The organism is Bacillus sp. ISO11, from assembly GCF_003458115.1.
GTDB lineage: Bacteria > Bacillota > Bacilli > Bacillales > Bacillaceae_G > Bacillus_A > Bacillus_A cereus.
Genome location: NZ_QXCO01000011.1, coordinates 126816 through 146021, shown reverse-complemented (window position 1 = coordinate 146021; position 19206 = coordinate 126816). Strand labels below are relative to the sequence as shown.

Genomic DNA, 19206 nt, shown 5'->3' with positions numbered 1-19206 from the left:
TTGATAAAAAAAGCCTAATTTCTCTACAATACATTGAGAAATTAGGCTTTAAATAGTAATAATAGAATTCATAAACACTGAATAATTTACACATTAGGTTTATCTGTTAATGCAGTAACAATCCTGTCCACTAAGTCTTCGGGTAATCCATATTCCTTATTAACTACAGCCTGTATACTAGCAAAAGAACTTTCATTGTATTTTGATTGCCTTTTTCCTCTACTATCTTTCTCTTTATTTATGAAGTTTTCACGAGATTCATAGTTCATCTTATCTGATTCTTTACCAATAGATTGATTGGTGTAAATTATAAAGATACCTAACATCATAATTACACAAATGAAAATCCCTACTAATTTAAGTCTCATTATTCATTTCCTTCCTGCAACTCTTACTGTTTCTCGTTCATAATATCTCAACCATATCAAATTCATATTAATTTGAAGTAAAATTTTGTTCTTAACATATTTCTTAATAGAAAGACTTTATATCCTTCTATTTGTTTGACATCATTAAGATGCTCACAAATAGAAATAAATTCTATTCCTATATATAGATAAATAATCTAAAAATTTATATAATAAGATTAGAAGTGTAGCATATTATTATTATTGAAAGGTCTTGGTATAATGCTAGGCATTAATGTAAAAAAAACAAATGAAGAGTTAATTATTTCATGGCAATTGGCGGAGATTACAATTCCATTACGTGATGTGATTGAGGTTACCGAAGATGCTACCTATGCTGGTGTTGAAGAAGTAGATGTAATACGTATTGGAACAGCTTATGGGACAACAGACCGTATTTTAATTAAAACAGTAAAACAAAATTATGTATTGTTTACTACAAATAAAGTTGCTATTTTAAATGCCATTCACGCTTAAATATAGGAGTCTTCTTGGCTAAAATGATAAAAATAAGCACATCTTGTTATAAAAACAGATGTGCTTATTTTTTAATTTCTATGCATTTTTACGTTTTAAGAAAATCACTCCACCAACAATTAACAGTAATGCTCCTGTGGCCATAGAGATCCAACTTGTAAGATTAGTACCTGTTTGCGGTAACCATCCAATTTTAGATTGAATTTCTTTCTTAAGTTGTGGTTGTTCTTTTACTTGCTCGTTAGGTTGCTCTGGTGTTGGCGTATTTTTACCTGAATTTGGCTGTTCTGGTTTTGGTTGTTCCGATTTTCCCTCTTTAAATTTCACTGTTTGTCCCTTATCTTCAATTTCAGCGTGAATAGCTACTAATATATTATCTTGATACAGTTCTTCAAATACTACTACTTCTTTACCTTGTAATACAGAAGCATTAAATGTGAAATCTAGTGTGATAGAACCATTTTTCTCTTTAGCAGTAAACTTAGATTCTACTGTTACTTCTTTACCATCAACTAATAATGGCTTGTTTGTTGCTTTATCCACTAGTTTACCTTTTACTACGTACTCTTTACCCACGATTAAGTCTTTGTATTCCACTTTATCTTGGATTGTTACAGTTTTAGAAGCGTCTAACTCTTTAGAACCATCAGCTTTATTTGTAGCTGTCGTTTTAATAGAAGGCTCTACAAATCGAACTGTTTGACCTACATCGTTAATATCAGCGTGAGTTACAATTACTTGCCCTTCATGTAATAAGTCTTCGAACACAACTACTTCTCTTCCTTGCTGTTCAGCACCAACAAAAGTAAAGTCTAATGTTACAAAACCGTTCTTTTCTTTTGCAGTAAATTTAGTCTCAGCTGTTACTTCTTTACCATCAATTAGTAATGGTTTGTTAATAGCTTTGTTCATTAATTTTCCTTTTACAGTGTACTCTTTACCTACAACTAAGTTAGTGTACTCCACTTTATCCTGGATTGTGATAGAATCCTTTGAATGAATCTCTTTTCCACCATCAGCTTTGTTTGTAGCAGTTGTTTTTACTGATGGCTTAACGAACTTAACTGTTTGATCTTTATCATTGATATCAGCATGTGTCGTAACAACTTTTCCGTCTTTCAGTAACTCTTCAAATACTACTACTTCTTTTTCTTCTAAACCAGTTGCATCAAATGTTAAGTCTAATGTAATAGAACCATTTGCTTCTTTTGGTGTAAACTTCGTTTCAGCTGTTACTTCTTTACCATTTACAACGAATGGTTTATTAGTCTTTTTATCCATTAATTTACCTTTTAAAGTGTACTCTTTACCTACTTGTAGGTCTTTGAATTCCACTTTATCTTGGATTGTTACAGACTTAGAAGTGTGCATTTCTTTTGTACCATCTTTTTTATCAGATGCTGTTGTTTTAATTGAAGGAATCTTCTCATCTTTGACAACGTGTTTAATGATTTGACCATTCTCTTTAATTTCAAAAGAAAACGTTTCTTCATTTAATACATAACCGTTTGGTGCAACAGTTTCTTTATATGTGTATTTTCCAAATGGTAACTTTTCAAATTTAGCGATTCCTTTATCGTCTGTTTTTCCTTTTACTACTTCTTTTCCTGCTTCGTTATAAATCGTAAATTCTGCATTTGGAAGCTTGTTATTTCCATCAGCTACATCTACCTTTGTAATTTCTAGATCACCTTTGATAAGATGATTAACTGCCAATAACTCAATAACCTTTCCATGTTCCTTTATTTCGAACATAATCGGTTCTTTAACAAGAACGTAACCATTTGGAGAAGCCTTTTCTACAAATGAATATTTACCATACGCTAAATCTTTGACGTTAATCTCACCATTTTTATCTGTCTTATATTCCCCAACTACTTTTCCACTTGCATCTTTTAGCTCGAATGCTGCACCTTCTAATTTTTTACTAATATCTTCATTATCTACTTTTAGTAATTTTACACTACCTTTCACTTCGGTATTTTCCACTGTAAAAGTAAGTGTTTTATTGTGCTCTTTAATTTCAAAAGGATACTTTGTTTTATTTCCAATATATCCATTAGGTGTTTTTGTCTCTAAGAAATAATATTTACCATACGTAAGATCTTCAACGTTTGCAATTCCATTTTCTTTTGTTACTACTTTTTTCACTTCTTTTCCATCTTCAGTGAAGACTGTGAATTCAACATTTGGTAAAATCTTTCCTGAATCACTAAGCTTTTTAATTTCGATGTTACCTTTTACTTTGTTATTTACTATTTGGACAGCTCCTGTTTCCCCTGTCTTAACTTCAATAGTTTGTGGTTTATCATCTGAAACATAGCCTGTTGGTGCTTTAATTTCTTTTAATGTGTAAGTACCAATTGGTAAGTTGTTTAATTCTGCCATACCATCAGCACCAGTCGTGATTTTTCCGACTGATTCATTATTTGCATTAAAGACCTCAAATACTGCACCAGCTAAAACTTCTCCATTTTCTCCAACCTTTTTAATTTTTAAAGAACCAGCTGCTTCCCAATTTACTGCAAGATCACTACTAAGCTTTTCTTCATTTCTCTCTAATAGTACTGTAGCATTCTGAACAGTATCCGTACCACGATAAGCAATTGCTTGAACTTTAGTTAAATTAGCAGCAACACTTAAATTAAATTCACCCGTTTTTGTATTCTTAGGAATTTGGATACGAAATTTTTCTCCAACTAAAAGCTGATCTTTCACTTCTCCATTTTCACTAACAATTCTAACTCCATTAGGTGCATTTTTCACTACTACCTTATAAGAACCACTCTTAGCATTTGTTTGTACTGAATATAGATTTGTTTCGAAGAATTCACCCTTTAATTCTGCTTTTTGCTTTTCAGCAGGAATCACATTCATAAAAACATCTTGAGTCTCTTCACTATTGTTAGCATTACTAATAATAGCCTTAGCTGCTTTTTCAACATTTTTATTCTCATGTGTTAATTCATTTACATCGAGTTGACCTAATGCATTCCAAACCGCAAGTTGCGTTGCATAATGCGCTTCATTTTTATTAGCTACTCCCAGCTGTTCAGCACTTTTTTGCGGGAAACCATTTAATAAGACTCTATATACTACATTATCTGTTTTCCCCATTTCAGGAAGATCTTCACCATTTGGTGATTTTAATCCAAGGGTTAAGCAATAAGCAATTTGACCACTTGAATTTTTAATCATTTCAGTGCGAATGTACTTACCTAGACTATTACTATAACTCCAGTCCATTGAATATTTCTCATGCGTCATAACCTCTGCACTAGCCCTAGGTAAAAATACATTAAGGAATAATGCCAGTACTGATAATAATGTAAAAACTCTTATAATGACTCTCTTACCCAATTTTGTAACCTCCCTAAAATAAATTAATCCGAGTATATATCGCAATATCTAAAACATTCACGATCGACCCAATTATCATTATAAAACAATAAATTACAAATATTAAATAATTTTAATGAAATAGTCAAAAAATTTACACATTTTATTATTTATCAAGTTTTTTAACGAATTTACTATATACAAATTCTAAAACACGCCTACAATTTAAAAGACAAATATGTATGTTAAATATATAAATAGCAATTCCTTTACTCCAGTTATTAAGCTTTCCCCTATTAAAAATAGCCTTTTCATTTTCTTGTTAACCTGAGTAATTTATACACCTCTTTTAATCTATTACACTCCTCCATTTAAATATAAAGGTGACTTCTCGTTCAAATAATAAAGTGAAACTTTAATCCGCCCGATTCCCACCTAACTGCTTTGCTTTCATTGAATTTTTGGGCGGGAGTCTTACTGCCCAAAAATAACGGGATATATTATGCAATATTGCATTTGATAATCATTTTCATTGTAACTATAATGATTACAGGATTACTATTAATCTAATATTCTACATGGAGGTTTTATTATGTTTAAAAAAATTATTGTATCTTCTATGGCGCTTACTATGTTCGGTGGAGCTGCAACTATGCTAGAGGCACCTACTGCTCAAGCAGCTTCTTATAACTCAACGTCATCCTCTTACTTTGATGTCACTCCTGAAGAGGCCGTGGCTTTCTATCAATCTCAAGACTATAAAAAATTAAAAGTATTTTTGGATGACTTTGAAGCTAGAAACCCTTATACTCCAGGTGGAGGCTACGCTCAAGGGAGTGTACGTATGCAAAAATTCAACGATGCTCTTAGAGATGCCAAATTAACAAATGTCTACCAAGAATTTATTAGAATCTCATACTATAATCATTATCCAGAACCAAAATAATAACAACGGATTAAATGTTTATTATTTCTATAACTTAGCCTAATTTTAAATGTATAACCTAAAAATAATTACTAAAAACCACTCATATAAGGGTGGTTTTTCTATTTCCCCATATAATTTAGCAGAATGTTACATCATCTTTATTTAAATATCTTTTATAGTAGACATTCTCTCGTTGACACAATCTAGTAGGTTAGCAATGGGGATATCAAAATATATTTATAATTATTTTCTGTTTAATAGCAAAAAACGAACACCCTCTCACAATTAGATAAGGTGCTCGTTTTCATTTTTATCGGTAATTCTCAATTCATTTTAGCTTCTTTCCAATAAGCAAAGATTAAATTAACTTAAAAACAAAGCGTTTTAAATTTAATTCATAGATCTTACTGAAACTTGGAATTGCCCCTTAGAACCATCATCATTTGAAACGTAAATTTTATATGTTCCATTCGGTAATGGAGATAAAGCATTCCGTACATTTGTAACATTAATTTGTTGTTCTCCAGGTTTTATATAACCACCAACAATTAGCTCTGTATTTGGACCTTTTACACTATATCCCATTGTATTTTGACCATTATTTTTCATAGAGAAGCTTAAGTCAGTACTCCCATCATATACGAAAGAAGTTACAGCCTCGCCACTATAATTCATTGTTTGGGTTAATAATAAGTCTGCAGAAACATGTTCAACTACATGAATTGGATCATTCGTTTTGTGTACTTCTTCAGCATAAGTATTATTCCCTAACACACCAAGTGTTAATGCTGAAACTACTCCACAACTAAGCACTAGTTTATTTAACTTCATTTTAAGTTCCCCCTTGATGTTTGTATTCTATTACCATCATACATCCTTTTTTAAGTGCGTTTTTATGTAATAATTCATATCTATAAACCTATATATTTTAACTTTTCGCCTTAATAGTTATTGAGAAAGCCCCATAGATAAAGCTACAATATTACACTTCATAAAAAACATGTAAATTTTAAAGTCTTTTTCTAACAAAGTTTTATACGAGTAAGTACCAAAATACTCAAATAAATAGCATTTCTATTTCAGATAAAATGTACTAATAAAATTTTTCTAAAATTTCACTTTGTAATTTGATATATTCCATGTTAATATAACGAAGGCTACAAAACAGGAGTCACCACGCATATCTTTTTCACAGAATATTCATACTTAAAAAGACTTATTTTATCAGTAACTCAATCCAAATTTCACCTATACAAAAGTTAGTTTATGATTTCATATGTACATAAATTTAAATAGATTTTTTATCTATTATTTTTTTCTATTTTCCTTATCAATTTTAATACGAGTAATATAACAGCACTTTTCAAGTACCCTTCCTTTTTTAGATAAAAAGTCTACTAATACTAAACATCTATGTCCAACTCATACATAATTCTACTTACAAACTATCGGAGATGCAAAACTATGGGAATTTCTACTCTTTTATTAAATACCTTTATTATAATAATTTGTATCCTTAGCTATCACGTATTTTGGCTAGAGTTTAAAGAAAAAATAACATGTAATAATATGTTATTTTCTATCCTTTCCTCCATTGCTATTATTTTTTGTATGACTTTTCCTTTTCATTTACATGTGGGATTTATTTATGATTTACGTTTTATTCCTATAATATTAGTTTTTCTATATGGAAATACAAAAAACATTGTTTTTATAGGAATTTTATATCTTTCTTACCGGTTTTACTTAGGCGGAAATGGCGTTCTTCCATCATTTATTATCTTTACTATCATTTCTGTTATAACAATGCTCTTTCGTTACTTATTACCTATGTATTTTAAAGAAAAAAAGATATTATTAAGCTTACTTCTTATTTTAGTATGTACAGCTTCCCTTTCTATTTGCGGTATTGTAACTCAAATAAATACAGGAGGTAAAATAGACTCTACTCTCATAGAATTTTTATTAAATTATATAGTCATTAATATTTTCACAGTATTATTATCAGTTTATTTTATAGAGGAAATGATTGAGAAATATAAAATGAAAGAAAAACTGCAACGGGCTGAAAAATTTTATATAGCTAGCGAACTAGCAGCGTCAATTGCACACGAAATCCACAATCCACTAACCACGGTACATGGATTCACTCAATTATTAAATGAAAAACATGCCTCTAAGCTATCTCAGGATCAATACTTAGAAATCATGTTAATTGAAATGCAGCAAATACAATCTACTATTAATAACTATTTATCTTTAACCAAACCACAGAATACCCTAAAAGAAAAAATAGATATTAATCACATTTTAAATCAGGTGAAAGATACTATTTCACCACTCGCTCTATCATACAAAGTTGAAATCAAACAAAATAGTACAGATTCCTTTTATATAAATGGGGACCCCGAAAAATTCAAACTCTGTCTAAACAACATCATCCAAAACGGAATTGAGGCTATGAAAAATGGTGGATTATTACAAATAAATATACAAAAAGTAAAAGGAAATATCATAATTGATATTATTGATTCAGGAATTGGGATGTCATCTCAACAAATAAAACGAATTGCTTTGCCATTCTATTCAACAACAGAAAAAGGAACTGGGCTTGGTACTATGATTGCTTATAGTATTATTAGAGAATTAAACGGAGATATAGAAATAGAGAGTGAATTAGGTAAAGGGACACGCTTTTCTATTAGTATCCCTTGCTAATGTGATAACAATTTTCTGTTTAGTTAATTACATAAATGAATTTTAAGAATCCCGCTAGCTAGCTTACTTATTAATTATCTTAAATTCATATGCGTTAATTAAATATAATAAGGATCAGAGCCTATCTATTGTTACAGATACACTCTGATCCTTTAGTTTAATTCAATTAAAAACACTTAATATTTATAACTTTTCTTACATCGTGATGAAATACTAGTTCATCGATTTTATCTTATTTACTGATTAGATTGGTTTAATATAAATATAACATCTCGCGACACTTAATTTTTTATTATCATTAGAGACATTGCCTGCAGTTGTTTTTTCATTAAAGTACAGACCTTTTTCCATTCATTGAACAAGATAACTCCCCTTTTACTACTTCACTTCCACCGTATAATTCCCTGTCCCCCCGCCATACTGATACACATGTAAATAATACTTCCCTGGATACGTATAGTAACTACCTACTAGTTTATTCCCTTGTTGCTGAGCATACGTAACATAATTATTTAAATCTGCTTCAGAATAAAGTACCCAGTTCATTCCGATATTATTTTCATTCGTTACGTTAATTTGAAGGTTTTTAGCATTCTCCATATTAATTTCAAAGAAGTCACTTGTATCGCCATTTCCTAAACTAGCACGTAAAACTTGATTTAACTGCAGTTTGTTTGCTGTTTGGAATGAGTTATTCGGTTCTTTTTCTACACTGTTATCTTCTTTCTTTTGAACAGTTACAGTCGCTGTAGCAGTATTAGTTGCTCCTTTATCGTCTGTTACCGTTAATTTCGTCGTATACGTTCCTTCTTTTGTATATACGTGAGTTGGATTTTGCTCATTACTTACTGCTCCATCACCAAACTCCCATCTATACAAAGTAATTTTCCCGTCTTCATCTTTTGAACCGTCGCTTTTAAATGAAATTGCTTCATTTACATTTCCACTATACGGACCATTTATAACTGCAGCTGGTGCTTTATTCTCTGCCCCTTCTTCCGTATTAATACCATGGAACACAACATCATATTCAAATTGTCCTGATGCATTCACGCGATAATTTACGAAGTATGCTGTTACTGTTTTATAGCCTGTCCATTCCTTTGCACTTAAACGTTTTAACGTATCATTAACGTTTTGTGTAATTGTTTTCCAATCTTCATATTCTCCTTTTGCTGCAGTTCCTGTATATGTTCCTTGTAGTGTGAATGTATTAAAGAACTGTGATTTATTTTTCTTCACTGATACATTTTTCAATTTTGCTTCCGCTGTTATTTCTGCTGCAATATCTGAAACTGGCTTCGATGCATGATTCGCTAAATAATCGTCTGATACTAATGGCACATTATATTTCTCACGATTATCAACTAGCATTTGCATATAGTCTTGATATTCTTTATTTAAATTCGCATCTTTACTTAATGTAGAGCGATATGCATCATATGCTGTTACATCATTTTTCCTAATAAGATCATGTATTTTATCGAACATATCATATCTCTTATTGTACATATACGATTGTAAAGCAAAGGAATAATTATAGAAATCCCACGTTCCATACTTTGCATTTAACGTTCGCTCTGCCGTATAACGCTCTGCTGGATTTGAAGATAATCCTCCTATAATACTCTTTCTCGGTACAACATTATCCGTTCTCGTTGCCCCTGCAAAAAATTCAGCATTTCCTTCTTCAAACCAAGATAATCTTTCATTTTCATATATTTTCCCTTGTCCCCATAACCCTGGTACTTCATATCTACCTTGTAAATAATGCGTGAACTCGTGTCTGAATAATTCTTCTAAACTATAAATACTTTCTTCTGGCGTACGCTCATAAGTAAAGAACGTACCTGTTCCTTCTATATAAAGACCACCGTTATTCGTTTCATAACCGTACAATTGACGATTAAATTGATATTCTGCTGGGCTATTATAAATAACCATCGTTAATACATCATCAGGATTTCCTTTTTCTAAAGGTTGATCACTTTCAACCGTACGATGGAATTGTGCCTTTACTTCTTTTGCCGCCCAATATAAACGTTTTACTTTTTCTTCTGTCACTTTATCTCCAGCTTTTAAAACAATTGCCCCATCATCAAACGTATACGTTTTTGGCAAATATTTTTTCTTTCCATCTTCTCTTATTTGATCTAAATTCACCACTTTACCATTTGCATCTTTTCCGCCATAATTCGTTGCAATTTGCTCAGCAGCTACGAAATATTGCTCCCCTAAATACGGATACATTTTCATCGCATCTGTTACAACTTGTAACCCTTTCGTTCCTGTACTATGGAACATACCGAGTCTACCTGTATAATAAATGCCATTATTAATAAGCCAACCGTTTTTTGCTGTAATCGTTCCCATTAATGCAAAACGACTTAATTCATTAATATAACTATCTATTTTCTGATACCATACTGTATCTTTCGGTGCTTTCCTCGTATCGTACAAATACGATTGAATGTCGTAATCAACACCTTGCATAATATCGTAAATAGCATTTCCAGCTGAAAGATTATCTACTAATGTAGAAAAATTATCATTATATTGTTTAAAAATCTTTGCAGCCGATGTTATCGTTTCCACATCACTTGAAGCGTTTCCTATTAACTTTCCGTATGATGATACCACTCTATTTTGCTCTAATGTACCCAGCTTGAAATTTGAATTGTTAGCCATCGCTTTTAATGCAGGTAAGCATTTATCATGATAACTCCGTTCATTTAATTTACTAAGTTCTGAATTATAAAATCCTAAATAAAATCCTGAACGTAATACCTCTACTAATGTCTCAATCCCTTTTGAATCATCCTTCGTATAGGCTTGTCCTTGCTGCTTCAATTTATCAATAATCGCCTGCATCCTACTATCATTTTGATAGAATGCTAGACTGTCTGTATTAAACTGAAATAGCCCCGTAATTTGCTCCCAATCAATTGTTACAAGTAAATCTACTAACTGCTGATTGCTTAATTGATTTAATTCAGCAATTGTATAAGTTTTCGCTACAGCTAATTGCTTACTTTCTTTTTTCACCTCAGGTGGTCTTTGTGATAAATCGGCAAATTGTAACCTTTTCTCAAAAGACTTGCTTTCGAGCACTTTCGATGAATGAGCTAATTCTTGTACTGGTAGTTGTACACCGACTGGCTCCATTTTGAGCACATTTCGATAAGAAACTTGCTCTCCCTTAGTATCTTCTGCCAAACTTACCCCTTGAAAACTCCCTAACATTAAACTAGCAAAACTTACCCCTACTAACATTTTCTTTGAATAGCCTTTCATGCTCTCCCCTACCTTACATTTTTAGTGTCCCGCTCCATTATTTTACTATTTTTACTTTTTGTCCTGTATTGAGAAAAATAAGGTAACGTTCACACATGTATCCATTCCATATAAAATTAACGCTTGACTTTCCGTGCATTTTATATCAAAAAAAGATAGATAATAGCAAAATTCCTGCTACATCTATCCCCGTTTTCAACACTATGATTTTAACTTTATAAATGTAACTTCCGGTAATGTTTGTATATGCTGAATAAACTCATTCTTTTCTTCTGACGATATATTTTTCAGTTGCATCCCTACCTTATAAACAGTTTCTGTACCTTGCTGTGAAGCTTCCACCTCATATGAAAGTATTGGGATGCCTTTCACTTGTAGTGTTTCTAATATTTGTTGTACCGCTTCATGTTTATTTACAAACATTTGCACTGCTATATTTTGTGGAAATAAACATTGCACCTTAAAAATACGACTTACAATTTCTAAACCAATTAAAACGAGAATCGTCGCTCCAATGCCTACTACATACATTCCCGCTCCAATTGCTAATCCTATGCCGGCAGTAGCCCATAAACCAGCCGCGGTCGTTAATCCTTTCACCGCCTGCTTTTGAATAATAATTGTGCCTGCACCTAAAAAACCAACTCCACTAACGACTTGTGCTGCAATACGACTTGGGTCTAGAGACATATGCTCTTCAAACACAATATCTGAAAAGGCATATTTCGAAACAACCATTATTAACGCACTTCCTACCGCTACGAGGAAATGAGTCTTTAATCCAGCTTCTTTCGATCGAATTTCTCTTTCAATACCAATCATTGCTCCTAACAAGCCAGCAACACCGATTCGTATAATAAAATCAAAATCTACACTCACGGGCACTTCCCCCTTTCATTCATTATAGATAGATAAAACAAAAATTATCACAAATATCCATTTATCAACATGAAGGAATACCACTAAAATACACTTAATACTCCGACTATTTTATGTTAATATTTAAAATATTAACATAAAATAAATAACTTCTAATTTTAAACCTCCACTAATTTTTTAAAAAAACAAAGATGGATTACATAAAATTAGGTTGAGAAATTATAGAAAACGCTTTCATTTTGTATCGTAATTTTTTATAAAAACTATATAAATAAAGGAGCTTACTAACAATGAACGTCTCATTACTCACACCTACTACTGATTTACAAGAAGAATACTTAGATTTCTATAACGAATGGAAAGATAGCGGTGAAACAATGATTCCGTGGGTTATCTCAAAAAATCCTGCCAACTTCCCAGCTATGGTTCAAGAACTTCTCGATGCGCATAACGGAATAAATATCCCTAAAAATTGGGTACCAGACTCTACATATTGGCTTGTTACAGATGAAAATAAAATTGTGGGAGCTGTTAATATACGTCATAGTTTAACCAAACATTTATTTAACGCTGGCGGTCATATCGGTTATGGTATTCGCCCTTCTGAAAGAAGAAAAGGTTATGCTACGAAATTACTAGCATTATCATTAGAAAAAACGAAGGAATTAGACATCACGAAAGTACTTGTCGTTTGCGACGCAGTGAACACCGCTTCTGAAAAAACGATTTTACATAACGGCGGGCTTCGTGATGATGATTTCACTGAGGAAGATGGGAATATAGTAAGAAGATATTGGATTGAGCTATGAATGATCACAAATAAGCGAGAAAGTGATTATACACTTTCTCGCTTATTTTACACTGCTTCTATTTCAAACTGCACTGTAATACCACTTGGATCTACCACCACAAACCCATTTGTAGTTTCATTTATTTCATGTTGTTTTTCTATTAATCTTTCTTTCACATCGTCTAACGCTTCTTTATGCGGTAGTACAATAGCATATACCTTTAGTCCAGTTGCATATACTGGTGGGTGTGGATTGTTTACTCCGTTCCACGTATTTGCACCAATATGGTGATGATATCCCCCTGCTGAAATAAATAAGCAACCCTCTTCACGCTGTTGTACTTCAAAACCTACTGTTTCCACATAAAATTCATGTGATTTCTCTACATCAGCTATTCGTAAATGTACGTGCCCAACGACAGTATTAGCAGGCAAACCATCAAACTCATAATCAACGAGTGTTGCCAATTCTTTTAAATCAAGTGGTGTACTTCCTCCTGACCCTTCTCCCCATTGATCACGCGGACGGTCTGCATAAATTTCAATACCATTCCCCTCTAAATCTTGCAAATAAAAAGCTTCGCTATATGTATGATCACTTGCACTATTAAACCTTGAAATTGGTAAAATTTCATTTGAATATGTATAACGCCCTTCTTGCTCATCCGGGCTGTCAATTACATTCTTATTACGAAGAACCCCAAATAGCGCAGAAGCAAAAGCTTCACGAGTCGGAACTAAAAAGGCTACATGATATATACCAGTCGTACGCGGTTCTTGCAGTACCCCGTCCTCTAACTTTTCAAGAACAAGTAACGCGTTCTTTCCACCTTTTCCAGATAAATATGCTTTATTCCCCTCTTGCTTAATTACCTCTAATCCTACAACATTCTCATAAAAAGCAATTTGACGCTCTAAGTCTTTCACTTTAAATTCAACATGACCAATACGTGTTTTCGGATGAATTTGTACCATGAATAACTCCATCTCCTTATCCCTATATTTTTCCATTACATATAACCGTTACTATGAAGGATACAACTAAAATCATCCTATGTAAATAAGAAAAGTCAGAATTTACATACATTTTTATTTTCATAATAAAAAAGCCACCTTTTCTAAATTTCAGAAAAGGTGGCTTTATAACTCTTATCTCATTTTATGTACTTCAGCAACTAGCTTTCCACCCTGAATGCCCATATAAAGCTTCACAGGTGCATCATTCGTATTTTCAAATACTAAATCTAAATATGGATATGCAATTGTAGCATCTCTTCCTTGTGGAACATAACCTACCGTTTTAGAATGTGTAGTTCTCTCCACCATTTTCAGGCCAGCTTGATCTGCTGCATTGTATAAAGTTGAAGATGTTTGACAAACACCACCGCCATATCCATCTACTAATTTACCATCAACTATTTCTTTCCCTAATTGATATCCTTTATCTGGTGTTGTATCACCGATTAATGAATTAAAAGAGAAACGGTCTCCTTTTGCTAACACAACTCCGTTTATGCTCGCTGCTGACAAACGAATATTCTCAATACGGCCACCTGTTGAACCACCTAAGTTCGTTTCATATCTACCAATTACCGTACCATTTCCTTGCGCATCACTTAATGTTGCGACTGGTTTTTTCTCCACGATCGGCAACTGATACGTAGCATCCCACATACCAACGTTTAACAATTTATCTACTAATTCTTTTTCCATTAATTCATAAGAAGGTTTTCCTTCTTGCCAACTTCCATCAGGTGCTATACGTGAAGGAACCATTTTTTTGTCGACGCTTTTTCCAACCTCACCAACAACCTTTGTGACAGACTTTTTAAATTTCGCTTCATCTTCAAAATAGCCTAAACTAGATAAATCTAATTTTTTCACTTCAGTACCAGTTCGACCATCAACTAAACTAATAGTATCCTGTACTTCTGCTTTAGCCTCTACAGTGTGCCCACCAATATCACTTACAAATGCAACATCACTTACTTTTGCACCACAGCCACTCATTATAGCTACACATAACACCCCAACTAATATACCCTTTACTTTACGGAACAATATACTCTCTCCCTTTCCCCAACATCACTATTATGTATTTATTTCATTTTTATGTATGTTTTGTTACAATCATTTTACAATATGTTTATAAAATGTTACAAGTTATTTTTCACTCTATATAAATTACTCTTTTCTTTTATAAATGTCTATACATATTTACATAAAAGTTTGAGTTTGATAGAATTGTAACTTTTATGTAAACTCTCCCTTTTATCCAGTATATACCATCATACAAAAGAAATACAAATCAAAAACCCTCAAGCTATTTTTTATAAAGTGAAACTGTAATCAGTGGGGGTCTTATTGCCCAGCAAATAGCGGGATAAAGAGAAATCCCGTCAACATAAATAGGTATTTGCCGTGCCACCGCTCCGCTTTTGCACATACATTATGGTGTATTCAACCTATTTTAAAGAAATGGAGGATGTTATTATGTATCCCTACAATCCATATGATCCATATAATCAATATGCGTACCAACAACCACAGTATGACTTACAAACACAATATCAATCTTATATAGATCAAGCAGAGCACACGAATCCATACGACCAAAATAGACAATTCCAACTTCCAATCTCTTTTCCTGGCACTGGAAATCGTCAATTAGAAAGACGCGTAAATGAGCTTGAACAAAGAGTACGTCAACTAGAAAATACAGTTGAGCGCCATACACGTAGACTCAACCGCTTAAACCAACGTTTACGCACAGTAGAAAACAGACTAAACATTCCATTCGCAGCATTAGAAGACGGATTTTAATTGAAAAAATAAAAATTATATAAGGAAGGGGCTCCCCCTTCCTTATATAAATTGACGAAAGTTTTTTCCATCTCTATACTGATAAGAGTTAATGAAATGAAACAAGGTGATAAATATGGATTTTGAAATAAATTATCTTTCCTTTTATGTTGTACAAGTAGAAGGAAAAGGTGAAGCAGTTGATAAACGCTACAAACATTTTCAAACTTTAGACGCTGAAGAATATGAAGATAGTTCCTTAAAAGAATTTTTGAATGGTGAGTTATTAAAAATATCGAAGCGAAAAGTAGAACGTCATGCAAAAACAGAACAAGCCCCAACAAAAATTGGTCGCTTTATTGTAGAAGAAGGGCACGAACTTGATTCAAACCCTCATTACAACCTTTTTAATCGTATTCGCTTTGCAGAAACAAAAGAAAACTTTAAAGATATGAGCGAACCTCTCGTTTATACATATCTTGACACAAGCGCTGTACGTGGTGGTGTATTTTTAATTGCTCAGGCAAAACTACGCAAATACTTTGATGATCCATTTGTATTCGTAATGAAATGCGACTTCGAACCAAAGGTTGCTTCTATTTCTGATGAATCAACACTGATTCGTAACGTTGAAATGGCCATCACAACAAAGAATATGAAATCTGTCCAATATCCGTACATGCCTGAAGAAGGGATGGCTGAAGTAGGCGAACTAAAAATACATCAAGCATCACATGCCCGCTACTTTGAAGACTTCTTAAAATTCGTCGAATATGAACGCTCTATGCCTGAAATTATGAAAACACAAGTAATGGACATGGTATACGACCAAATTGAAGATGTATTTGAAGAAGGTACGGAAGAACGCGAACAATTCGACCAAGCGATGGAAGTATGGGCTGCCAGTCCGAAACGCGAAATTATGGAACAATTTTCAACCGAAGAAGTAATGGAAGCAACCGCTCAAATCGTCGAGCATGCTCCTGAAGTGGAATTAAAACTAAAAGCCGATCATATCTCTGTGAAGGCGTTGCTTGCGGATTTCGGGGATCAAATACATATTGCGAAGGTAAATGATCGATACGTACTTATGATTGAAGCAGACACACTTACATTTGAAAAAGGCTTCTCTCCTATTGAGTTTCTGAAGCCGGATGAGCTGCAAGATGTGATTGAGCGGATTGAGAATAAGCAGCAGTATTCGTTTGATCCGAGCGGTATTGAATAAAGTGAAACTTTAATCAGTGGGGTTTTGTTCATCCCCACTAATTATTAGCCCTCACCAATCGGGCTTTTACGGGATAAATACTTCCATATAACTGTTGTTACTGGGCGCTTTTAATAAGCGCTCTTTTATTTATATTAAAAATCGATTCTACTAAGAATCGATTTTTCTGCTTTATAATAAAACATGCTTATTTTCAAATTTTTTTGATGCAAGATGACATTTGTTGCAGAATCAAATATATCCCTTCCTTGTTATACAAGCTTATTTCTATTAGAAATATCTACTTCAATATTTCTAGTTGACCAAGTCCTTCTATAAGTTGTTAAAATACAAATTTCACTTTACTACCTCAAATTTATTATACTCGTAAAAAGATAATTGAAAACGATATTCCGGATGTTCTCTCACCCAATCGTAGGCTTCTTCTAAAATTTCCATTTTGTTTTGCAAGTCATTAAGTTCACTACATTCGTCCTTTTTCTGTTTGCACAGAGGGCAGAATCCATTCACTATTTCCGCACTCGTCGCCCTAATAGTTTTACTTTCTAAATCAACTACTAGACGAAGAATAACAGAATGCTCTTCTTTTGTAGTCACCTTCATTTCAGCAATCCGATCCTCATTCCAAAAGACACCGTTTAATTCCATCTTTACTGTGACATCTTTAATATCCAAGTCTACCACTATCATACCTCCCTTATACAAAACTCAATCTTACTCTTCTATTTTAAACTTTAATACACCACAACTTAAAGAGATATTAAGTTTTTTCCAATTCTTCTTTACTATGAAAGAAAGTGTAGTTAATGCTAATTGTGTAGTAAATATTATCCAAAAAACTAAAACAGTTTAAATGTTAAAGATTGTTTCCATTAAACTACACTCTTTTCTTTATATATATTTTTATTTTATTAATACAGTTTAAAACTCTTATTACGTCTTAACACTCCCAAAGCAATTATAATGCACAATCACAACAACAAGTTGATGCCTATTTAATATCAATACGCTGTTATTACATGTATGTAGTTAGAGATGGAGGAGCAATTCATTTAACCTCTGTATTCTCCTCCACCTCAGCCAAATACCTAATCTGCCGTTCCGCTTTTCTCACTGCTGTACGAAAATGTTTTTTCAGGAGTTCTACTGTATTTTCACTTATATAATATCTTTCCGTTATACTTTCCCACGTGTCACCACTTTCAAATGTACTCCATTCAAAAGGGCGTTCTGTATTTTTCTTTAGTTCTTTAAACACCCATTTTCGCATCTTTTTTTTCGCTTTTTCTGTTAGTTTTCCGTTTTTTACAAGTTCAAGTTCACCATGTCTTTTGTATCGCTTATTAATATCTCTCTCGCTATACACTTTAAGAAGTATATTTGCTGTATTTTCAGCATCTGCTAAAGCACGGTGCTGTTTTCCTTCCCACGTTAAAGCGAGCTGTTCTACCGCAAATTGTAAACTTGGCGTATGTTCAAACAATTCCTCATATGCTTGGAAAACAAATTTTTGCAAATCAATTCTATTTTCTTTTTCTATACTTGGGCATTCAACACCATATAATGTACAATCATGAGATAGAAAGCGATAATCTTCTTTTCCCCATGAAACAAATATAGAACCTTCGCCGATGAACTGAATAAATTTCTCTATAATTTGAGGGAATTTTTCTACACCCATTAAATCTTTTTTCGTAATACCGGTTAATTTTGTTGTATGACGAGTTAATCGTGCACTTGGTTTTACTAACTCCGAAAATTCTTCAATTATCTTCATTGTACCTATTTCTATTTTTACAGCTCCGATATCAACTATTTCTGACGGATCTTCTGATTTATACGGTCTGAAATTCCTCTCAATATCAAACACAATAAAATGTGTAGCGTTTTTCAATTTATTTACCTCTTTCTAAATTCCTTTTCACACAAACACTTTATTTTCAGTATTTATTTATTCATGTACTTTATACAAAAATACTCCGAATAAATAAATGAAAATTCAGTCTCGTTATGATATGTAAGTAGGAGGACATCTATAAAAATGCAAAAAAAAAGAAGGGCGAGCCCTTCTTTTTTCAAAAATTACTTCTTGTTTACGTTAGTAGCTTGAGGTCCACGGTTACCTTGTTCTACTTCGAAAGTAACTTCTTGACCTTCTTCTAAAGTTTTGAAGCCTTCGCCTTGGATAGCTGAGAAATGAACGAATACGTCTTCTCCGCCTTCAACTTCGATGAAACCGAAACCTTTTTCTGAGTTAAACCATTTTACTTTACCGTTTTGCATGAAAAAAATCCTCCTACAATGTACCTATATGTACATATTCATTTTCAACCACCTTACAATA

The 19206-nt window shown here is 32.8% G+C and carries 15 protein-coding genes and 1 pseudogene; 6 read left to right on the top strand and 10 right to left on the bottom strand.

Annotation, left to right across the window (positions count from 1 at the left end; genetic code table 11):
- Positions 1-134 precede the first annotated feature (134 nt).
- A pseudogene (locus tag D1166_RS14540) lies at positions 135-368 on the bottom strand (hypothetical protein); the annotation flags it as partial.
- Between the two features lie 261 nt (positions 369-629).
- Here D1166_RS14540 and D1166_RS14535 point away from each other — a divergent pair.
- Positions 630-884 (top strand): SunI/YnzG family protein, encoded by a 255-nt coding sequence (locus D1166_RS14535; protein WP_000900695.1) that lies wholly within the window; start codon positions 630-632, stop codon positions 882-884.
- 78 nt (positions 885-962) lie between these two features.
- Here the strand turns inward: D1166_RS14535 and D1166_RS14530 are convergent, their stop codons facing one another.
- Entirely contained in the window at positions 963-4244 is a 3282-nt protein-coding gene (locus tag D1166_RS14530; protein WP_000520170.1) for a VaFE repeat-containing surface-anchored protein, read from the bottom strand.
- 571 nt (positions 4245-4815) lie between these two features.
- On the opposite strand from D1166_RS14530, the gene D1166_RS14525 reads away from it, so the two are divergent.
- On the top strand, positions 4816-5169 hold the full coding sequence (locus tag D1166_RS14525) for a hypothetical protein (RefSeq protein WP_000473483.1): 354 nt from the start codon (positions 4816-4818) through the stop codon (positions 5167-5169).
- A gap of 372 nt (positions 5170-5541) precedes the next feature.
- On the opposite strand, the gene D1166_RS14520 is transcribed toward D1166_RS14525, so the two are convergent.
- The gene (locus D1166_RS14520) at positions 5542-5982 is read right to left on the bottom strand and encodes a hypothetical protein (RefSeq protein WP_000773525.1); all 441 of its coding nucleotides are present in this window, start codon (positions 5980-5982) and stop codon (positions 5542-5544) included.
- Positions 5983-6615: 633 nt separating this feature from the next.
- On the opposite strand from D1166_RS14520, the gene D1166_RS14515 reads away from it, so the two are divergent.
- On the top strand, positions 6616-7869 hold the full coding sequence (locus D1166_RS14515) for a sensor histidine kinase (RefSeq protein ID WP_000513017.1): 1254 nt from the start codon (positions 6616-6618) through the stop codon (positions 7867-7869).
- Positions 7870-8247: 378 nt separating this feature from the next.
- On the opposite strand, the gene colA is transcribed toward D1166_RS14515, so the two are convergent.
- Together colA and D1166_RS14505 are read right to left on the bottom strand one after the other, a co-directional pair.
- On the bottom strand, positions 8248-11163 hold the full coding sequence (gene colA / locus D1166_RS14510; protein WP_000679522.1) for a collagenase ColA: 2916 nt from the start codon (positions 11161-11163) through the stop codon (positions 8248-8250).
- Positions 11164-11364: 201 nt separating this feature from the next.
- A complete protein-coding gene (locus D1166_RS14505) occupies positions 11365-12042 on the bottom strand; it encodes an MgtC/SapB family protein (RefSeq protein ID WP_000109718.1) in 678 nt (225 codons plus the stop codon).
- A gap of 290 nt (positions 12043-12332) precedes the next feature.
- Here D1166_RS14505 and D1166_RS14500 point away from each other — a divergent pair, with 290 nt between their 5' ends.
- Positions 12333-12851 carry a GNAT family N-acetyltransferase gene (locus tag D1166_RS14500; RefSeq protein ID WP_001103124.1) on the top strand — a complete coding sequence of 173 codons (519 nt, stop codon included), beginning with the start codon at positions 12333-12335 and terminating at the stop codon, positions 12849-12851.
- A gap of 47 nt (positions 12852-12898) precedes the next feature.
- Here D1166_RS14500 and D1166_RS14495 read toward each other — a convergent pair whose 3' ends face one another.
- Together D1166_RS14495 and D1166_RS14490 are read right to left on the bottom strand one after the other, a co-directional pair.
- Positions 12899-13807, bottom strand: coding sequence for a VOC family protein (locus D1166_RS14495; RefSeq protein ID WP_097855721.1), 909 nt, complete (start codon positions 13805-13807; stop codon positions 12899-12901).
- Positions 13808-13981: 174 nt separating this feature from the next.
- Entirely contained in the window at positions 13982-14893 is a 912-nt protein-coding gene (locus D1166_RS14490; protein ID WP_000488969.1) for a VanW family protein, read from the bottom strand.
- A 432-nt stretch (positions 14894-15325) separates the two neighbouring features.
- Here D1166_RS14490 and D1166_RS14485 point away from each other — a divergent pair, with 432 nt between their 5' ends.
- Positions 15326-15655, top strand: a complete 330-nt coding sequence (locus D1166_RS14485; protein ID WP_000283715.1) for a hypothetical protein — start codon at positions 15326-15328, stop codon at positions 15653-15655.
- A 115-nt stretch (positions 15656-15770) separates the two neighbouring features.
- Positions 15771-16862 (top strand): DUF3900 domain-containing protein, encoded by a 1092-nt coding sequence (locus D1166_RS14480; protein ID WP_097855722.1) that lies wholly within the window; start codon positions 15771-15773, stop codon positions 16860-16862.
- A gap of 336 nt (positions 16863-17198) precedes the next feature.
- On the opposite strand, the gene D1166_RS14475 is transcribed toward D1166_RS14480, so the two are convergent.
- The 3 genes from D1166_RS14475 to cspB form a co-directional block, all read right to left on the bottom strand.
- Positions 17199-17546 carry a hypothetical protein gene (locus tag D1166_RS14475; protein ID WP_000227982.1) on the bottom strand — a complete coding sequence of 116 codons (348 nt, stop codon included), beginning with the start codon at positions 17544-17546 and terminating at the stop codon, positions 17199-17201.
- A 364-nt stretch (positions 17547-17910) separates the two neighbouring features.
- Positions 17911-18756 (bottom strand): exonuclease, encoded by an 846-nt coding sequence (locus D1166_RS14470; RefSeq protein ID WP_000786418.1) that lies wholly within the window; start codon positions 18754-18756, stop codon positions 17911-17913.
- A 188-nt stretch (positions 18757-18944) separates the two neighbouring features.
- Positions 18945-19145 (bottom strand): cold shock-like protein CspB, encoded by a 201-nt coding sequence (gene cspB / locus D1166_RS14465; protein WP_001179150.1) that lies wholly within the window; start codon positions 19143-19145, stop codon positions 18945-18947.
- Positions 19146-19206: the final 61 nt, after the last annotated feature.